Below are 16,194 nucleotides of genomic sequence, written 5' to 3'. Positions count from 1 at the left end.
CAGGAGGATTTTCTATTATGGTATGCTACTGCTGTTATTGCTTATTGAAACTTGTATAAGTAATTTCTATTTTTAAAGGATATTTTACTTGTCCATCAGCATCTGTTTCCGGACCGCCTTTCAGCTTGGCATACCCTGGTTTCAAGTCATTATGAATGCCGGTAATGGTTCTGCTGCTACCGTTGGAAGTGTTGCTGTCATAGGTGATTGAAATAGGAATCAATAACACTTTATTCCAGTCTTTGGTGCCCTCGTTGTGATTCCAGCCATATTCCCACTCGACTTCATTCCAAGAGTTACCGGCTTTTTCTTTGGCGGCTTTCTTGGCAGACTGCTTCTCATTAATACAGGTGGTTACTAAACGTGCGATGTTGCTGAATACGTATTGATTGGTAGCAAAAGCGTTGTGGCTTACGGTGAATGATGTAACATTATCTCTTATCTTATTTTCTTCGAAGAAGCTTTTAAGGTCTTGTTTACGTATCAGTAGCACATCTGTGGGAGCACTCATGCTGTATTTATAGTTGCTGTTTATGTTATAGTTCATAAAAGTCAGCTTCACGGCATTAAGAGTGTCCTTGGAGAGCTTGTTGTATATTTCATCGTATGGCATGGTTGCTTCGGTGAAGATGCCGGCAGGAGATTTGATGTATGTATGTGTTGTTTCGGCCGCTTTCTCTTTTATCTGATCGGAATTAAGGAATTGATTGGCTTGAATCACTTCTTTGGTAGAGGCGAACACTGTCCGTGTGCTGTAGAATAAAGAATCTGTCCCGTCTTTTTTCTTCAAAGCCACACCTGTTTTTTCATTCACATGATGGAAGCGGAACTGCATGCGCAGAGCTACATGATCTACATACAAGATAGTGCCATCTCCATAGTCACTCTTTATATATACCCCTTTGAAAACCTTGTCGATAAAGGTAGTGGCATCTTTAAAGTATTCGGGATGTTTTCTATATACTTTCAAGATTCTTTCTTCGCCAAATGTTTTTTTGTCCAATGGGAATGTAACATTCGGGTAGAAGAGCGGACTTCCATTGCTGTCTTTTGCTTTTCTGACTGAATCGGGAACAGAGCTGTCGTGAGCCGAATAGGCTTTGCGTCCGAGCAGTGACTTGGAGTCGTATTTATTATAGTACGCTTCCGGATTAATATTCGTGTAACGATTTTTGTCAAGTTTTTTGTTGAGCTCATATATACTCATTCTGCAAGCGTTCAGAGAATCGCCAAACCATTGGGTATAAAAGACGGACAATTGAACGGATACGACGGAATCTCCTGCCATTGTACCCGTTGCTTTGGTCGGATTTCCATCACTGTCCTGCTCTGTTATTTTATAAACTTTGGGCAGGGAGAAGTTCTCCGTACAGTTCAATTCAGTGAGGAAACTTGTCTCGTAGTACCCGAAATCGGGATCAGAGAACCTACCTACATAGCCGGTGCTTGTTTTGGCAAACACCGAATCTACAATAAAAGAACGTGTGGTTACGTCAAAAGTCGTGGTATGTGCTGACATGCCGTCAGAATCCGGTAACATTCCTACTCCTAATGTTCCGGTGGTATCATCACAGCCAAAGATAGTCAGGCATGCTAAAAGCAACAGTCCTATATGCTTTACTTTCATAGCTCTCATCGTATAAACTTATTTTATATTTATTCTGCCGCCCATATTTTGTCGTAGAAGTCATTGCAGGCATCGGCAAAATTCTCGGGCGATTGATAATCTAATATCATTTTTCCGGATTCGCGTGCATAGTTCATAACCTCTTCATTGACATGCTTGCTTTGTTGGATAATGCCATCGGAAAAGTCTGTAGCCAATTTACAAAGTGCGGTATAATCAACAGAGTCTTTCAGTCCGGCAACATCTTTCTTAGTGATGCCTTTCAGGGTTAATTTGTTGGAAAAATCAGGATGGAACGGCTGTTTGAATTCATCGCCGTAGAGAGAAAAGACTACCTTGGCATCTCTGAAAGAAGGTTCGTCTTTGTAGGCCTTCTTGATGTATAGAGGGGCTAAAGCAGTCATCCAGCCATGGCAGTGGATGATGTCTGGACACCAACGCAGCTTCTTCACCGTTTCCAATACGCCGCGGGCATAGAAGATGGTACGGGCATCGTTGTCTTCATACTCTTCACCATTTTCATTGGTCACTTGCAGGCGGTTTTGAAAATAATCATCGTTATCTATGAAATAAACCTGCATGCGGGCAGATTGAATGGAGGCGACTTTGATGATGAGCGGATGGTCGGTATCGTCAATGATAAGGTTCATGCCGGAGAGGCGTATCACTTCATGCAATTGGTTTCTGCGTTCGTTGATATTTCCCCATTTAGGCATAAACGTCCTGATTTCTCTGCCTTTTTCCTGAATAGCCTGAGGTAGGTTTCTGCCTACGAGAGACATTTCCGATTCTGAAACATAAGGGGTAATTTCTTGTGTTATAAATAAAACCTTATTTGCCTTTATCATAATAACAATGTTCTCAATTATTTTGCAAAGATATAAAAAAAAACGGGCAATAAAGCAAATTGCACCGTTCTATAATTCCTTATGAATTGTTAACTGCTTGTTTTTCAGCGAAAGGAGAACGGTGTGAAAAGTATGGAAATGGGGTGGCGGTTGCATTAATTTATAATATCTCTTCTTTATGTGGTAAATAATAGTTTATTTTGCAGCGCTTTTGTGAACAAAAAGTTGTTATATAACCAATAAAGATGGAAATAGTACATACTATCAAGAACTTGCAGGCTGCTCTTTCGGATTTACGGGTTCATGGCAAAAAGGTGGGTTTAGTGCCTACGATGGGTGCCTTGCATGCCGGTCATGCCTCATTGGTGAAGCGTTGTGTGGCCGAAAATGATGTTGCTGTGGTAAGCGTTTTTGTAAATCCTACTCAGTTCAACGACAAGAATGATTTGATAAAATATCCTCGTACGCCGAAGGCCGATTGCCGTCTGTTGGAAGATTGCGGTGCGGCATTTGTTTTTGCTCCTTCTGTGGAGGAGATGTATCCGGAGCCTGATACGCGTCGATTCAGTTATGCGCCTTTGGATACCGTGATGGAAGGAGCTTTTCGTCCGGGACATTTCAATGGGGTATGCCAGATTGTGAGCAAGCTTTTCGATGCCGTGAAACCGGATAGGGCGTACTTTGGTGAAAAAGACTTCCAGCAGTTAACGATTATTCGTGAAATGGTGCGTCGGATGAAGTATCCTTTGGAGATTGTCGGTTGCCCGATTGTTCGTGAAGCCGATGGACTTGCCTTGAGTAGTCGGAATGCTCGCTTATCTGCCGAAGAACGTAAAAATGCCTTGAAAATTTCGCAGACTTTATTTGAAAGTCGTACCTTTGCGGCATCACATACGGTGCCTGAGACGCGGAAATTTGTCGAAGATGCCATTACAGTGGCTCCCGGATTGCGTTTGGAATATTTTGAATTGGTAGACGGGAATACATTGCAGAAGATAACCGATTGGGAAGATACCTCTTATGCGGTGGGTTGTATTACTGTATTTTGCGGTGAAGTACGCTTGATTGATAATATCAAGTACAAAGAATAATAAATTATAAAAAATCAATCTTATGATGATTGAAGTGTTGAAGTCGAAAATCCATTGTGCCCGTGTCACCGAGGCTAACCTGAATTATATGGGCAGTATCACGATTGACGAGGACTTGATGGATGCCGCCAACATGATTGCCGGTGAAAAGGTATGCATTGCCGACAATAATAACGGTGAACGGTTTGAAACTTATATCATTAAGGGAGAGCGCGGCTCAGGTAAGATTTGTCTGAATGGCGCTGCTGCCCGTAAGGTTCAGCCCGATGACATTGTTATAATCATGTCGTATGCTTTGATGGATTTTGAAGAAGCCAAGTCGTTTAAGCCGACAGTCGTTTTTCCCGATCCTGCTACGAACAAAGTGATGAAGTAATCTCTTTGATGAATAGAGGAAGCCCCACTTGCGTTCATTGCGCAAGCGGGGCTTTTCTCGATTTTCCCTATAGGAAGATGGCATCCGCATGAATCGAAAGATGCTTTTACTTCTAAAAGAGCACCTTGGTTTGAACGAATCACTTCTTCAAATTCTCGTGCATGGCGGCCGCGGCTCGTCGTCCGTCGCCCATGGCGAGGATTACGGTGGCTCCGCCACGTACAATGTCGCCTCCGGCGAAAATTGCGGGAATGGACGTTTGCATGTTGTCATTCACGGCAATTGTGTTTTTGCGTCCCAATTCCAATCCTTTGACGGATTTTGGAACAATGGGGTTAGGGGATACACCGACAGCGACTACAGCCAGGTCGATATCCAACGTGACGGTTTCCCCCGGAATGGCAATCGGACTGCGGCGTCCGCTGGCATCAGGCTCGCCCAATTCCATTTTCTGTAAAATGACTTGTTTCACGGCACCTTTTTCGTCTGCAATATACTCCATGGGGTTGTGTAAAGTGAGAAACTCAATTCCTTCTTCCTTAGCGTGCTTCACTTCTTCCAGACGGGCGGGCATTTCGGCTTCGCTGCGTCGATAGACGATGCGTACTTTTTCAGCCCCCAGGCGTTTGGCCGTGCGACAAGAGTCCATGGCCGTATTCCCACCGCCTACTACGATGACACTTTTGGCCGGATTTAGCGGAGTGTCGGTTGTCGGGTCGGAAGCGTTCATCAAGTTGACGCGTGTCAGATATTCATTGCTTGACATGACGTTCACGCTGTTTTCTCCGGGTATATTCATGAAGTTGGGCAGTCCGGCGCCGCTGGCAATGAAGAGGCCTTTATATCCTTCTTTTTGCAAATCCTCTACGTTGATGGTCTTACCTACGATGCAGTCTTTTACAAAGCGAACCCCCATCTTTTCCAGATTGTTGATTTCCACATCTACGATTTCGTTAGGCAGGCGGAATTCCGGAATTCCGTATTTCAGTACACCGCCCACTTCATGCAATGCTTCGAACACGGTGACATCGTAGCCGTATTTCACCATATCGCCCGCAAAGCTCAGACCGGCAGGTCCTGAACCCACTACAGCTATCTTCGTTCCATTTGGGGGAGCCAATTCCGGCAAGGCTATATTTCCGCTTTCGCGTTCGTAGTCGGCTACGAAGCGCTCCAGATTACCGATGGCTACGGCGGGTTCGTTCATCTTCAGATGGATACACTGGCTCTCACATTGCTTTTCCTGTGGGCATACACGACCGCAGACTGCTGGCAGGGCAGAGGTGTGTTTCAGTATACGGGCAGCTTGTAGAAACTCTCCACGTTCCACGTTTTTGATGAAGGAAGGTATGTTTATGCTGACCGGGCAACCTTGCATACAGGTAGGGTTGGCGCAGTCCAAACAGCGTTTGGCTTCCGTGATCGCTTGTTCTTTGGTATATCCGGTGTTCACCTCTTCCGTGCGGGTGGTGGCACGATACACAGGGTCGAGCTCATTCATCGGGCAGCGGGGAATGGCGGTACGTTCTTTCGGTTTCAATCTTTTGCGAAGAACTTCGCGCCAAGGGGCTTTACGGTCCAAGAGTTCTTCCATGGAGGGCTGTGCCACGCTGCTGTCGGCTGTTTCTGACGGAGAAGTAGAAGAGGTGTGGAGGCAGTCTGAGGGAAGCGCTTGGCAGGCGCTGTCTTGCAGGTGGTTCATTTCTTCGCGTTCTACATCTTTAAATGAGCCCATGCGCTTGAACATCTCGTCGAAATCCACCTGATGACCGTCGAATTCCGGCCCATCTACGCAAACAAAACGCGTCTTCCCGTTTACAGTGATGCGACAAGCGCCGCACATGCCGGTACCGTCTACCATAATTGTATTCAAAGATACGTCGGTGGGTATTTTGTATTTCTTGGTCAGCAAGCAGCAAAATTTCATCATGATGGCAGGCCCGATGGCAAAGCATTTATCCACCTTCTCGCGTTTGATAACGCTTTCAATGCCTTCGGTGACAAGCCCCTTGTTGCCATAGGAACCGTCATCGGTCATAATGATGATTTCATCGGACGATTTTCTGACTTCTTCCTCCAGAATGATCAGTTCTTTGCTTCGGCCGGCCAGTACAGAGATTACCCGATTGCCGGCTTCTTTCAGCGCTTGTATGATGGGGAGCATAGGGGCGACGCCTACACCGCCTCCGGCACAGACCACGGTGCCGAAGTTCTCGATGTGTGTAGCTTGTCCCAATGGGCCTACTACGTCAAGGAGGTAGTCGCCTTCGTTCATCCGGCACATCTTGGCGGAAGAAAGCCCTACGTTCTGTACTATCAATGTGATTGTACCTTTCTTTACGTCGGCACCCGCAATGGTGAGCGGCATGCGTTCGCCTTTCTCGTCTACACGGATAATGACGAAATGCCCGGCACGGCGTGACTTGGCGATGAGCGGCGCTTCCACTTCAAATTTGAACACTTTCTCGGAGAATTGTTCTTTGCTAATGATTTTATTCATTATCTAACTGTTTTTGTTGGTATAATTACGTATTACCACCTGTCAGATTGGTGTTTTTGCAAATATATGGTTTATTTGTCAGAACAAACCCTGTTTGCTCCTGAAATCCTGTGCGGGAAGTGGAAAAGCATGATGGCCTGTTTTGTGCTTCGGTATGCATCTGCTTCCGAAAAACGATGTGGATTAAACTTCCGCTTTCAGCGGTATCCGGAAAAAGAAAGTGGTGCCTTCGGCCTCGTTGGTGGTGAACCATACTTTTCCTTTCAGGTAATTCTCGCCAAAGAGCTTCATGCTGTACGTGCCTATGCCGCGGCCTTCTCCTTTGCTGGAGAGCCCGAAGTGAAAAATAGAACCGCGGAAGTTTTCGGGTATAACGCCGGGATTGTTGACAGAAAAAAGCACGGAGTTTTCCTCTGGTGCGGCGGTAAGAGTGATAATGCCGCCTTCTTCGGAAGCTTCTGCGGCATTCTTCACCATGTTCAGAATGATGCGGTGCAACAGTTTCATATCGGTATAGAGTGTCATGCCGCTTTCGCAGTTGTTTTGGATGGCCAATTCGCATTTTCGGGCTTCTACCATCGGGCAGAGTGAATGGGAGGCATAAGACATGAACTCTTCTACCGTGATGTCGCCGGGCTGCAGGGCGAGTATGCCGTTCTCGGCATAAATCAGTTCTTTTTGCGTGGTCAGTTCGTCCATCAGCTGGTCGGTCAGCCGTTTTACTTCATTGAGTATTTCTTGTTCGGGAGTTTCTTTCAGAATATTTACGAAGTTGCCTAATGCGCCTACCAGATTCATCATGTCGTGAAAGAACACGCGCTCCAGCATTTGTTCCTGTTTGCGCTCGGACACGTTGATTACAAAGATAGCCGCATATTTATTACCCTCAAACTCAAACGGCGTGGCGGTTTCTTGCAATATCATTTTCTGGTTATAGTCTACCGACAAGACCACTTCCTCATGGACAACTCGGCTGCTGTCCAAGGCTTCTTTCACAGAATTGCGGAGTTTGCATTCTGCACAATATTCTGAGCTCCCACAACCGCCTGGGCTGTGGGTGGCGTTGGTGCAATGCAGGAAATCTCCCGGCTGTTGCAACTTCCCGTCTGCTTTACATGCTTCTTTGCTGTTGTGATAGAGTATGTTTAAGCTGTCGTCAACGACGATGAACGTCGACTTGGTCGATTCCAGCCAGTGAGATTGGTCAAATACCTTTCCTACGTAGTGACTTAAAGCGTCTTTTTGTGTCATGTAAGAGATACGTTGATGGTTCTTCAATTAGTCTATCATCTCGAATCCACAATAGGGTATCAATGCTTTAGGCATGCGGATGCCTTCCGGAGTTTGATTGTTTTCCAGCAAGGCGGCGACGATACGGGGCAATGCCAATGCCGAGCCATTCAGCGTATGGCAAAGCTCGGTTCTCTTTTCGGCTGTACGGTAACGGCATTTCAGGCGGTTGGCCTGATAAGTGTCGAAATTGGAAACGGAACTCACTTCCAACCAGCGTTTCTGCGCCTCGCTATAAACCTCGAAGTCGTAGCAGATGGCTGCGGTGAAGCTCATGTCGCCGCCGCAAAGGCGGAGGATGCGATAGGGAAGTTCCAGCTTCTTGAGCAGGCTTTCCACGTGTTCCAACATCTCTTGGTGAGATTGCTTACTGTGTTCCGGCTTGTCAATGCGCACCAGCTCTACTTTGGAGAACTCATGCAGGCGGTTCAGTCCGCGTACGCCCTTTCCGTAAGAACCTGCTTCACGGCGGAAACATTCGGTGTAGGCGCAGTTTTTGACAGGCAATTGCTTCTCGTCCAAAATGACATCGCGATAGATATTGGTCACGGGAACTTCGGCGGTTGGAATCAGGTAAAGATCATCCGTTTCGCAATGATACATTTGTCCTTCCTTGTCGGGAAGCTGCCCGGTGCCATAGCCGGAAGCGGCATTGACCACTGTGGGGGGCATGATTTCCGTATAGCCGGATGCGCGGGCTTCATCCAGAAAGAAATTGATGAGTGCGCGTTGCAGGCGAGCGCCTTTGCCTTTATATACGGGAAAACCGGCGCCGGTGATTTTTACTCCGAGGTCGAAGTCTATGATGTCATATTTCTTTGCCAATTCCCAATGGGGCAGGGCATCTTTAGGCAGTTCGTTTTCCATGCCTCCTATTTTCACAACCACGTTGTCTTCCGCTCCCGCGCCCTCGGGCACTTCTTCGTAAGGCACGTTCGGTATCGTGTAGAGCAATGTCTGTAAATCTTCTGCGGCCTTGTCCATGTCTGCTTGCAGGCCTTTGTTGCATTCTTTCAGGGTGGCTACACGCTCTTTGGCAGCTTCGGCCTCTTCTTCTTTCCCCTCTTTCATCAACATGCCGATGGATTTGGAGAGAGAGTTGACTTCCGAGAGATTTTTATCAAGTACGGCTTGTATGCTTTTCCTTTTGTCGTTGAATGTAACTGCTTGGCTGATAGTTTCTTTGGCATTTCTGAAGTGTTTCTTCTCCAGCCCGTTGATCACTGCGTCGGTATTGTCTGTAATTTGTTTGATGGTAAGCATGTTTTATATCAATTTTTTTATTCTCTAAGAAGCCTGTTTGAGAATAGTTTATCTTTTCAATGTTTTCGAGCACAAAGATAAGGAAAAAACAGAAAGAATGTTGTCTTTTGTATAAAAAGAAAGGGATGCTCATCTTCACGGATGGCATCCCTTTCTTTTATCTTTCTTTCGGAAGTTTATGCTTCCGCGTTTTCGGTAGGGACAACAGATACGTAGCGTCTGTCTTCTTTGCCTACTTTGAATTTTACAGTACCGTCAACTAAAGCGTAAAGGGTGTGGTCGCTACCCATACCGATGTTGTTACCCGGATGGAATTCAGTACCTCTTTGACGAACGATGATGTTGCCTGCTTTGCAAACTTCGCCACCAAATATCTTAACGCCTAATCTTTTGCTGTGTGATTCGCGGCCGTTCTTAGAACTGCCGACACCTTTCTTATGTGCCATTTCTTCTTACTTTTTTAATTGATTAAGCTACTACTTCTTTGATTGTTAACTCTGTGAATTGCTGGCGATGACCGTTCAGTTTGCGATGGCCTTTTCTTCTTTTCTTGTGGAAAACGATCACTTTATCGCCTTTTACCATGTCTGATACAATCTGGCAAACCACTTTTGCGCCTTCTACAGTGGGGGCGCCTACGGTGATGGAGCCGTCTTTGTCTACCAAAAGGACTTTGTCAAATTCTACTGTCGCACCGTTTTCTGCATTCTGAATGTGGTGTACGAACAGCTTCTTGCCGGCTTCTGCTTTGAATTGCTGGCCGTTGATTTCTACAATTGCGTACATTTCTTATATATAATGTATAAGTTAGCTCCGTCGGGTGGTCTCTAATCACTTAGAAAGCACTTGGTCGAACCCGATGCGGAATAATCGGGCACAAAAGTACTTTTTTTATTTGATATGGGCAAATGTTTCTATTATCTTTTTTGATTATCAACAAGCCCTTCATCAACATTGACTACTGTATAGAGAAGGTTGACGGACAGCTCACCATCATCCAGTAAGTTGCTTCCGAACTTAATGATTGCATATTAGTCGTCATTCAACTTGCTTGAATGACAGATGAGGCATGCCCATCACTGAAACCTACCTGGGGAAAGCCTAGACGTGTGGCTTATCCCGAATTCAGATTTATAGGCATCCCAACTGAGATGATCCACATAAGTGTAACCGCTCACGATGCTGGCGCCAATTCAATCCGGAGAGAGACTCATGGAGCTCAAACAAGTCGTGAATACGATATTGAGAGTAGTATTTCATATCGTTTCTTGTAGAATTTAACACTCAAAGGTCTTTTTTTGCGAATCAAGAGAATATTAAACAAGTTAATTTACTAATTTACAATAACTTGAATTAAATTAGTAAACCCTGATTATACCGCATTCAGGTCACACAAGCCAACCGGCAATGGTGCAGACAAAAGTAGAGACGAATGGAAGCTATTCGAGTTTTGTGATTTATTCTCGTGAAGTTCAAAGCCATTGTTTGTTTTCTTCTTCAGAAGCGGAGGGCAATAGCGACCGGTACATCACCTCTTGTATCCGCGTGCGAATATCCAACTGCATCAGTTTGTTGTTCCATACATTCGGATAGATGCGGTTGCTGAGGAACACATACACCAGGTTATTCTCCGGATCTGCCCAAGCGCAAGTACCGGTGAAGCCCGTATGCCCATAGACGGAGGCTGGTGCAGATTCCGCACAAGGACTTTTCTGCGGATTGCGAGTATCCGGCTTATCAAAGCCTAAACCTCGACGACTGATTTTCGAAACGGCCGTGGTGAAAACCTTGCAAGTGGCTTTACTTAAATAGCGTTTTCCATTCAGCTCGCCTCCATTCAGCAGCATTTGATGAATCTTCGCCACTTCTTCGGCATTAGAGAACAAACCGGCATTGCCCGACACTCCTCCCAGAAAAGCTGCTGATTCATCATGCACAAAGCCTTGCAACGTTGTTTTCCGCAAGAATGGGTCGATGGAAGAAGGCACGATTTCCTCTTTCTTCATGAAACGCAAAGGCAAATAGCCCGTCCGCTTCAAGCCCATGGGAGCATAGAACTCTTTGACAAGGAACTTATCCAACGTCATCTGCGTACGCGCCTCAACCAGCTGCTGCAACAGAATGAAGCCCACACAACTGTAACGGTAGGTTTTCTGCTTCAGAGGTGTATCAGCTATCTTATGCAAATATTCCTTTTTGAAAGAGTTGTTTAACCATAAGCTGTCCGCCACCTGCATGGTATGCTCTGCCGTTTGCATCTTTGAGATGAGGCCCGACCGAAAACGAAACTTCGGATTGGCCCATGTTTGACTGCCAATGCGCAACGGATGCCGGGCATCCTGCTTTCCTCGGAACAAACTTCCGGAATAGCTCTTCGGTTCAATGGCATCCTGATAGAACAGCAAAGTGGAAGGTAAACCGGATTCATGCAACAGTAAATCACGCACCGTGATGTTTTCCTTGTCGGTATCGCGCAAGAAAGGCAGATGATCGGATACACGATCTGTCAGACTAATATATCCTTTATCATAAAGTTTCATCACAGCCAGCAAAGTAGCAGTGGTCTTACTCAACGAAGCGATGTCATACGCATCTGTTTTCCGTACCGGTAATGGGCTCTCTGTCGCACTTCCGCCTCTGGTATGCGTACCAAAGGATTTGTTGTACATTTCTCTGCCGTCTTTCAGTATCACTACCTGACAACCGGGATAAGCTCCCTCCCGAATACCTTCTTCGGCTATTTCGTCTATTTGTGCCAGCAGACGAGAATCCATACCATATTCTTCGGGCACAAAATGGGGCATGGAGTGAGGGCCTGACCTCTCACCCATACCGGCAGCAAACAAGCCACCTATAGACGCCGAAAGACGCCCATCTGCTCCTGCATCGCCATAGAGCACTTCTGCCACGTGCCGCTGCACTTCCTCGTCGGCAGAGTGAGCCAACACCACAGCTTCTGCCGCCGAAACGCCCCGATGAATCTGCAAAAGTTGCTTTCCGGGGATAAAGAAGAGATAAACCACCGGCACTTCAGGCGCAAACTTGGCAAAAAAAGCTTGATAAGCCGCCAACCGATGCTCTGTAACGCAAACCAGAATACGCTTATAACTGGCCAGACTGCCACGCAGATACTCACATTCTGTTTCCGGCAAGTTTTCTCCCAACTGATGTACCACAGGGTGAGTATAACGGGACAGTTCTTTCAGAAAAGGTTCTATCACCTTGGCATCCCCTACGTTAAGCACCGCCATGTCTTTGACAACAGGATCCAAAGGCAATACGCCCGTCCGATTGCCCAACACCGTAACTGCCGCCAGATTCAGGTATTTTATCAAAGCACGTGTGCCCGGCGTATTTATGCGGTTCTCCAGACCTGACAAGCGGATATACGGCTTTCGGTTCAACCCCAACGCATATTTATACATCAAAACTTTCTGGCATTTCTCATTGATGTCTTCCTCTGTCAACTCTCCACACTTTACAGCCTCTACCACACTTTCCAGTTCTTCTTTGATGCGGCGGGGCACCAACAACAAGTCATTGCCCGCTTTCAAGGCTTGCAGGCAAACGGACGCATGGCCTGACACCCCTTTCATGGCAAGTGCATCCGTGAAGATAAGCCCTTTGAACTTCAGCTCGCGGGTAAGCAAGTCATAGACCACATTGCGAGAAAGAGAAGAAGGTAACCCGCTTTCAGTCTCGAATGCCGGGACCTCAAGATGTCCTACCATAATGCCGCTCAATCCATTCAATATCGCTTGTTTGAAGGGATATAACTCCACACTGTCCAACCGCTCGCGGGTAAAAGATAAAGTAGGTAGGGCTTTGTGGGAGTCCACATCTGTATCTCCATGTCCGGGAAAATGTTTGCACACAGAAAGTATTCCTCCTTCTTCCAACCCTTTGGAATAGGCTAGCACTTTTTTCGACACCCTGACCGGGTCTTCACCAAAAGAGCGAGTGTTGATAACCGGATTCTGAGGATTGATATTCACATCTGCCACGGGAGCGAAATTCACCTGAATACCCAGTTCTTTGCATTGTCGCGCCATCTCACGGCCGTACTCGTACACCAAACTGTCACCTTCGATACAACCTAATACCATGTTTTTAGGAAACACCGGCGTTCCTCGCAAACGCATGGAAAGTCCCCACTCCGCATCAGCGGTGATCAGCAACGGCACATGGGCCATCTCTTGAGCCTCGTTAGTCATCATAGCCTGACTTTGCATCATTCCACCTGAAAAAAGCAGTCCGCCCACCTTATATCTTTCCACCACTTTGCGCAATAGTTCCCTGTTACGTTTGTCTCGCTGAGGTGCAATGGTATAAATAAAAAGCTGGCCGATACGTTCTTTCAGACTCAACTTTTTCATGACAGAATCGACCCACGCACTACATTTGGCATCATCCAGATAAGGCCGCATCAGTATAGTCTCCACCGGAAACTCCGGAACAGGCGGTATAAGAAAACGCTTGCCGTCCGATACAAAATGGGCAGAACAAAGCAAGACAAGCAGTGCGAACAAAAAGGTTCTCTTCATTATTCCTTCAGACTCTCATAAATCAGGTCTTGTATACTCTTCGTTATATACATATCGCCCAGTTTCGTATTCCATACATTGGGACAAAGACGGTTGCTGAGAAATACATATATCATCTTGTTGTCGGGATCGACCCAAACTGCGGTACCGGTGAAGCCGGTATGTCCGTACACGGATGCCGGAGCAGAAGCAGAACAGGGGCTGTTCTTTAAGGTTGAAAGGTCGGGTTTGTCAAATCCAAGTCCACGGCGACTGATGACCGACTTTTCTGTCGTAAACAAACGACAGGTAGCCTCACTCAAGAAGCGCTTGCCGTTGAATTCGCCTCCGTCAAGCAGCATCTGGTAGATTTTTGCCACTTCCTCAGCCGTGGAGAACAACCCTGCACTGCCGGATACGCCACCCATACAAGCAGCTATTTCATCGTGCACATATCCGCATAGGTCTTGACGACGCAGAAAATCATTGGTTGCCGTAGGCATGATTTCGGTCTTTGCAAACTTTGTCAAAGGCAAAAACAGAGTACGCTGCAACCCCATCGGGGCATAAAACTCTTTGGCAAGATAGGCATCCATGGACATCCCCGTACACGTTTCCACCAGCTGTTGCAAAAGCACGAAGCCCAAATCGCTATGAACATAGCGTTTTCTATCCAACTCCGACCGGACTATCCGCTGAAGTATCGTATTTTTAAAACTCTTGTTCAGCCACATATTTTCTGCCATGTGCAGGCTATGTTCCGAAGTCCGCTTGGCGGATATCATATTTTTCTTGAACTTGAAGTCAGAACTATAATAGCTGTTCTCACTTACGCGGGTAGTATGCCACTTATCTAACCAACTCTGCAAATATGGGCCATGCACGGAGTTCGGTTCAATAAGTTCTTCGTAGAAACGAACATAAGGACTCAATCCCGACTCATGCAACAACAACTCACGAATGGTGATATGCTGTTTGTCACCGGCACGCAAGAAAGGTAGGTAAGTGGATATTTTATCGTCTAACCTTATTTTCCTTTCATCATACAACTTCATAACGGCAAGAAGCGTAGCCGTTGTTTTGGTCAATGAAGCTAAATCGAAAAGAACTGAAGGGCGAACAGCTATAGCATCTTTATCAGAATGAGTGCCAAACTGCTGATCATATATAGGTTTTCCATCTTTCCATACCAATACGCAACAGCCGGGATAGGCTCCCGCCTCTAACCCCTTCTGCACGATGCTGTCTATTCGTTGCAGCACATACGACTTCATGCCATAGTCTTCCGGAATGTTCTTTCCCGATTCCATACCCGGTTCAATCACACAACCTGTGCCTGCCGGGAAAAAATGGCCGACGTTTACCGATATCTTACCATTGGCCACTGCTTTCGCAAAAAGTACATCTGCCACATATCGCTGCAAATCGGCATCTGCTGTGGGTGCCCAAACCACTGCACTCGATTTAGTAAGCGCTGGAGTAAAAAGTTGTAACATGCGATGGGAAGTGAAGCAAGTATAGACTAAAGGAGCCCGCAAGTGCAACCCCTCAAGGAAAGCCATGTCACGCTCACTGATATAGACCGATCCCACAACGCAGACAATCACACGACGATATGCTTTCAACCGCTCAGCAATCGCTTGTCTGGCAGCCTCATCGGCGTTCCCCGATAAATAAAAATGGTCAATACCGGCGTGAACTTTCATGCGTTCCACAAAAGGTTTCTCCCATTCCTGCTCTCCTACACTGAGTATAGCCATATTCCCTTCTACCGGATCTAACGGAAGAACATCAAAATAATTGCTCAATACAGTAACCGAGGCACAGCGAAGCTTCCCGGCCAAGTCTCGGGCCGCTTTCGTATTGACACGATAACTCATGCCGCTGACTTGAAGCTGCGGTTGTTGTTTTCGCAAGCCCAGCATATATTTATATGTCAATACTTTGCGGCACTTGTTTTCGAGTTCTTTTTGACTCAAACGGCCATCCTCTAAAGCCGCTGTCAATTCGTGCACCGCATCTTTCACGTTAGCTTTCACCCTCACCACATCGTTTCCTGCCAGCAACGTTTCGGTCACTTCATAAGGGCTCTTACTGAGAAGACTCACATGTGTCACCGGCTTCAATAAGTCCACATCAGCATGCCCGGTGAACGCAAGATTAGTATGTATCCCCAATTGACGAAACTGGCGAGCAACCTCACGTTCGTATCCTTCCACCAACTTCCTGTCTTCAATACATCCCAAGGCTACGGTACCGGGATACTCCGGACTATCTTTCAAGCGTATGGATGCCCCCCATTCTCCATCGATAGCCATCATGACAGGAATCTTGGATTCTTTCCGGGCTATATTGGCCAGAATGGTCTGCTCTTCCGGTGTCCCTGCGGAGAAGAGCAAACTGCCCACCTTATATTTCCGCACCCATTCACGTATCTGCTTTTTAGCCGTTTTATCCACTTCGGCCGGCATAGTAGCAACAATGAGTTGCCCCACTTTCTCTTGTAAACTCAAACCGGTGAAGACCGAATCAACCCATTGACGACACTGGCTTTCTACATTCAAAGACAAAACCGGAGCTTTTGTCTGAGCATGAAGAGAAGATGCTCCTACAATAAAACTTAAAATCCATAATAGCTGTTTGATTGATTTCATGTTTTTTTTATTTCGAGACAAT

11 protein-coding genes are annotated in these 16,194 nt (G+C 46.4%); 2 read left to right on the top strand and 9 right to left on the bottom strand.

Translation table 11 applies throughout. The features are described 5' to 3' along the window. Window positions 1-34 precede the first annotated feature (34 nt). Together C4H11_RS05665 and C4H11_RS05660 are read right to left on the bottom strand one after the other, a co-directional pair. The gene (locus tag C4H11_RS05665) at window positions 35-1,627 is read right to left on the bottom strand and encodes a DUF4270 domain-containing protein (RefSeq protein ID WP_106040816.1); all 1,593 of its coding nucleotides are present in this window, start codon (window positions 1,625-1,627) and stop codon (window positions 35-37) included. A 29-nt stretch (window positions 1,628-1,656) separates the two neighbouring features. Then, window positions 1,657-2,475: a glycogen/starch synthase gene (locus C4H11_RS05660; protein ID WP_106040815.1), complete on the bottom strand. Its 819-nt coding sequence runs from the start codon at window positions 2,473-2,475 to the stop codon at window positions 1,657-1,659. 245 nt (window positions 2,476-2,720) lie between these two features. On the opposite strand from C4H11_RS05660, the gene panC reads away from it, so the two are divergent. Continuing rightward, window positions 2,721-3,566 (top strand): pantoate--beta-alanine ligase, encoded by an 846-nt coding sequence (panC, locus tag C4H11_RS05655; RefSeq protein WP_106040814.1) that lies wholly within the window; start codon window positions 2,721-2,723, stop codon window positions 3,564-3,566. Window positions 3,567-3,588: 22 nt separating this feature from the next. Then, the gene (panD, locus tag C4H11_RS05650; RefSeq protein ID WP_106040813.1) at window positions 3,589-3,942 is read left to right on the top strand and encodes an aspartate 1-decarboxylase; all 354 of its coding nucleotides are present in this window, start codon (window positions 3,589-3,591) and stop codon (window positions 3,940-3,942) included. A gap of 139 nt (window positions 3,943-4,081) precedes the next feature. Here panD and C4H11_RS05645 read toward each other — a convergent pair whose 3' ends face one another. The 7 genes from C4H11_RS05645 to C4H11_RS05615 all read right to left on the bottom strand — a co-directional run bounded on the left by C4H11_RS05645 (window position 4,082) and on the right by C4H11_RS05615 (window position 16,172). Further along, window positions 4,082-6,442: a bifunctional dihydroorotate dehydrogenase B NAD binding subunit/NADPH-dependent glutamate synthase gene (locus tag C4H11_RS05645; protein ID WP_106040812.1), complete on the bottom strand. Its 2,361-nt coding sequence runs from the start codon at window positions 6,440-6,442 to the stop codon at window positions 4,082-4,084. 183 nt (window positions 6,443-6,625) lie between these two features. Further along, window positions 6,626-7,693 carry a sensor histidine kinase gene (locus C4H11_RS05640; protein ID WP_106040811.1) on the bottom strand — a complete coding sequence of 356 codons (1,068 nt, stop codon included), beginning with the start codon at window positions 7,691-7,693 and terminating at the stop codon, window positions 6,626-6,628. 27 nt (window positions 7,694-7,720) lie between these two features. Beyond that, window positions 7,721-8,995, bottom strand: a complete 1,275-nt coding sequence (gene serS / locus C4H11_RS05635) for a serine--tRNA ligase (RefSeq protein ID WP_106040810.1) — start codon at window positions 8,993-8,995, stop codon at window positions 7,721-7,723. A gap of 176 nt (window positions 8,996-9,171) precedes the next feature. Continuing rightward, window positions 9,172-9,441: a 50S ribosomal protein L27 gene (rpmA, locus tag C4H11_RS05630; protein WP_106040809.1), complete on the bottom strand. Its 270-nt coding sequence runs from the start codon at window positions 9,439-9,441 to the stop codon at window positions 9,172-9,174. A 22-nt stretch (window positions 9,442-9,463) separates the two neighbouring features. Further along, complete coding sequence (gene rplU / locus C4H11_RS05625) at window positions 9,464-9,781, bottom strand: 50S ribosomal protein L21 (protein ID WP_106040808.1); 318 nt, start codon at window positions 9,779-9,781, stop codon at window positions 9,464-9,466. A gap of 686 nt (window positions 9,782-10,467) precedes the next feature. After that, on the bottom strand, window positions 10,468-13,539 hold the full coding sequence (locus C4H11_RS05620; RefSeq protein ID WP_106040807.1) for a glycoside hydrolase family 3 N-terminal domain-containing protein: 3,072 nt from the start codon (window positions 13,537-13,539) through the stop codon (window positions 10,468-10,470). Further along, window positions 13,539-16,172 (bottom strand): serine hydrolase, encoded by a 2,634-nt coding sequence (locus C4H11_RS05615; RefSeq protein WP_106040806.1) that lies wholly within the window; start codon window positions 16,170-16,172, stop codon window positions 13,539-13,541. Before C4H11_RS05615 ends, C4H11_RS05620 begins: the two co-directional genes overlap by 1 nt. Between the last annotated feature and the right edge of the window lie 22 nt (window positions 16,173-16,194).

Source organism: Bacteroides zoogleoformans, assembly GCF_002998435.1.
GTDB classification, from domain to species: domain Bacteria; phylum Bacteroidota; class Bacteroidia; order Bacteroidales; family Bacteroidaceae; genus Bacteroides; species Bacteroides zoogleoformans.
This window is presented reverse-complemented; position numbering and strand designations above follow the sequence as displayed.

Excerpts from the sequence above, each read along its gene's own strand:
- C4H11_RS05665 (WP_106040816.1), bottom strand. The coding sequence starts at position 1,627 with ATGAAAGTAAAGCATATAGGACTGTTGCTTTTAGCATGCCTGACTATC.
- C4H11_RS05660 (WP_106040815.1), bottom strand. The coding sequence starts at position 2,475 with ATGATAAAGGCAAATAAGGTTTTATTTATAACACAAGAAATTACCCCT.
- panC (WP_106040814.1), top strand. The coding sequence starts at position 2,721 with ATGGAAATAGTACATACTATCAAGAACTTGCAGGCTGCTCTTTCGGAT.
- panD (WP_106040813.1), top strand. The coding sequence starts at position 3,589 with ATGATGATTGAAGTGTTGAAGTCGAAAATCCATTGTGCCCGTGTCACC.
- C4H11_RS05645 (WP_106040812.1), bottom strand. The coding sequence starts at position 6,442 with ATGAATAAAATCATTAGCAAAGAACAATTCTCCGAGAAAGTGTTCAAA.
- C4H11_RS05640 (WP_106040811.1), bottom strand. The coding sequence starts at position 7,693 with ATGACACAAAAAGACGCTTTAAGTCACTACGTAGGAAAGGTATTTGAC.
- serS (WP_106040810.1), bottom strand. The coding sequence starts at position 8,995 with ATGCTTACCATCAAACAAATTACAGACAATACCGACGCAGTGATCAAC.
- rpmA (WP_106040809.1), bottom strand. The coding sequence starts at position 9,441 with ATGGCACATAAGAAAGGTGTCGGCAGTTCTAAGAACGGCCGCGAATCA.
- rplU (WP_106040808.1), bottom strand. The coding sequence starts at position 9,781 with ATGTACGCAATTGTAGAAATCAACGGCCAGCAATTCAAAGCAGAAGCC.
- C4H11_RS05620 (WP_106040807.1), bottom strand. The coding sequence starts at position 13,539 with ATGAAGAGAACCTTTTTGTTCGCACTGCTTGTCTTGCTTTGTTCTGCC.
- C4H11_RS05615 (WP_106040806.1), bottom strand. The coding sequence starts at position 16,172 with ATGAAATCAATCAAACAGCTATTATGGATTTTAAGTTTTATTGTAGGA.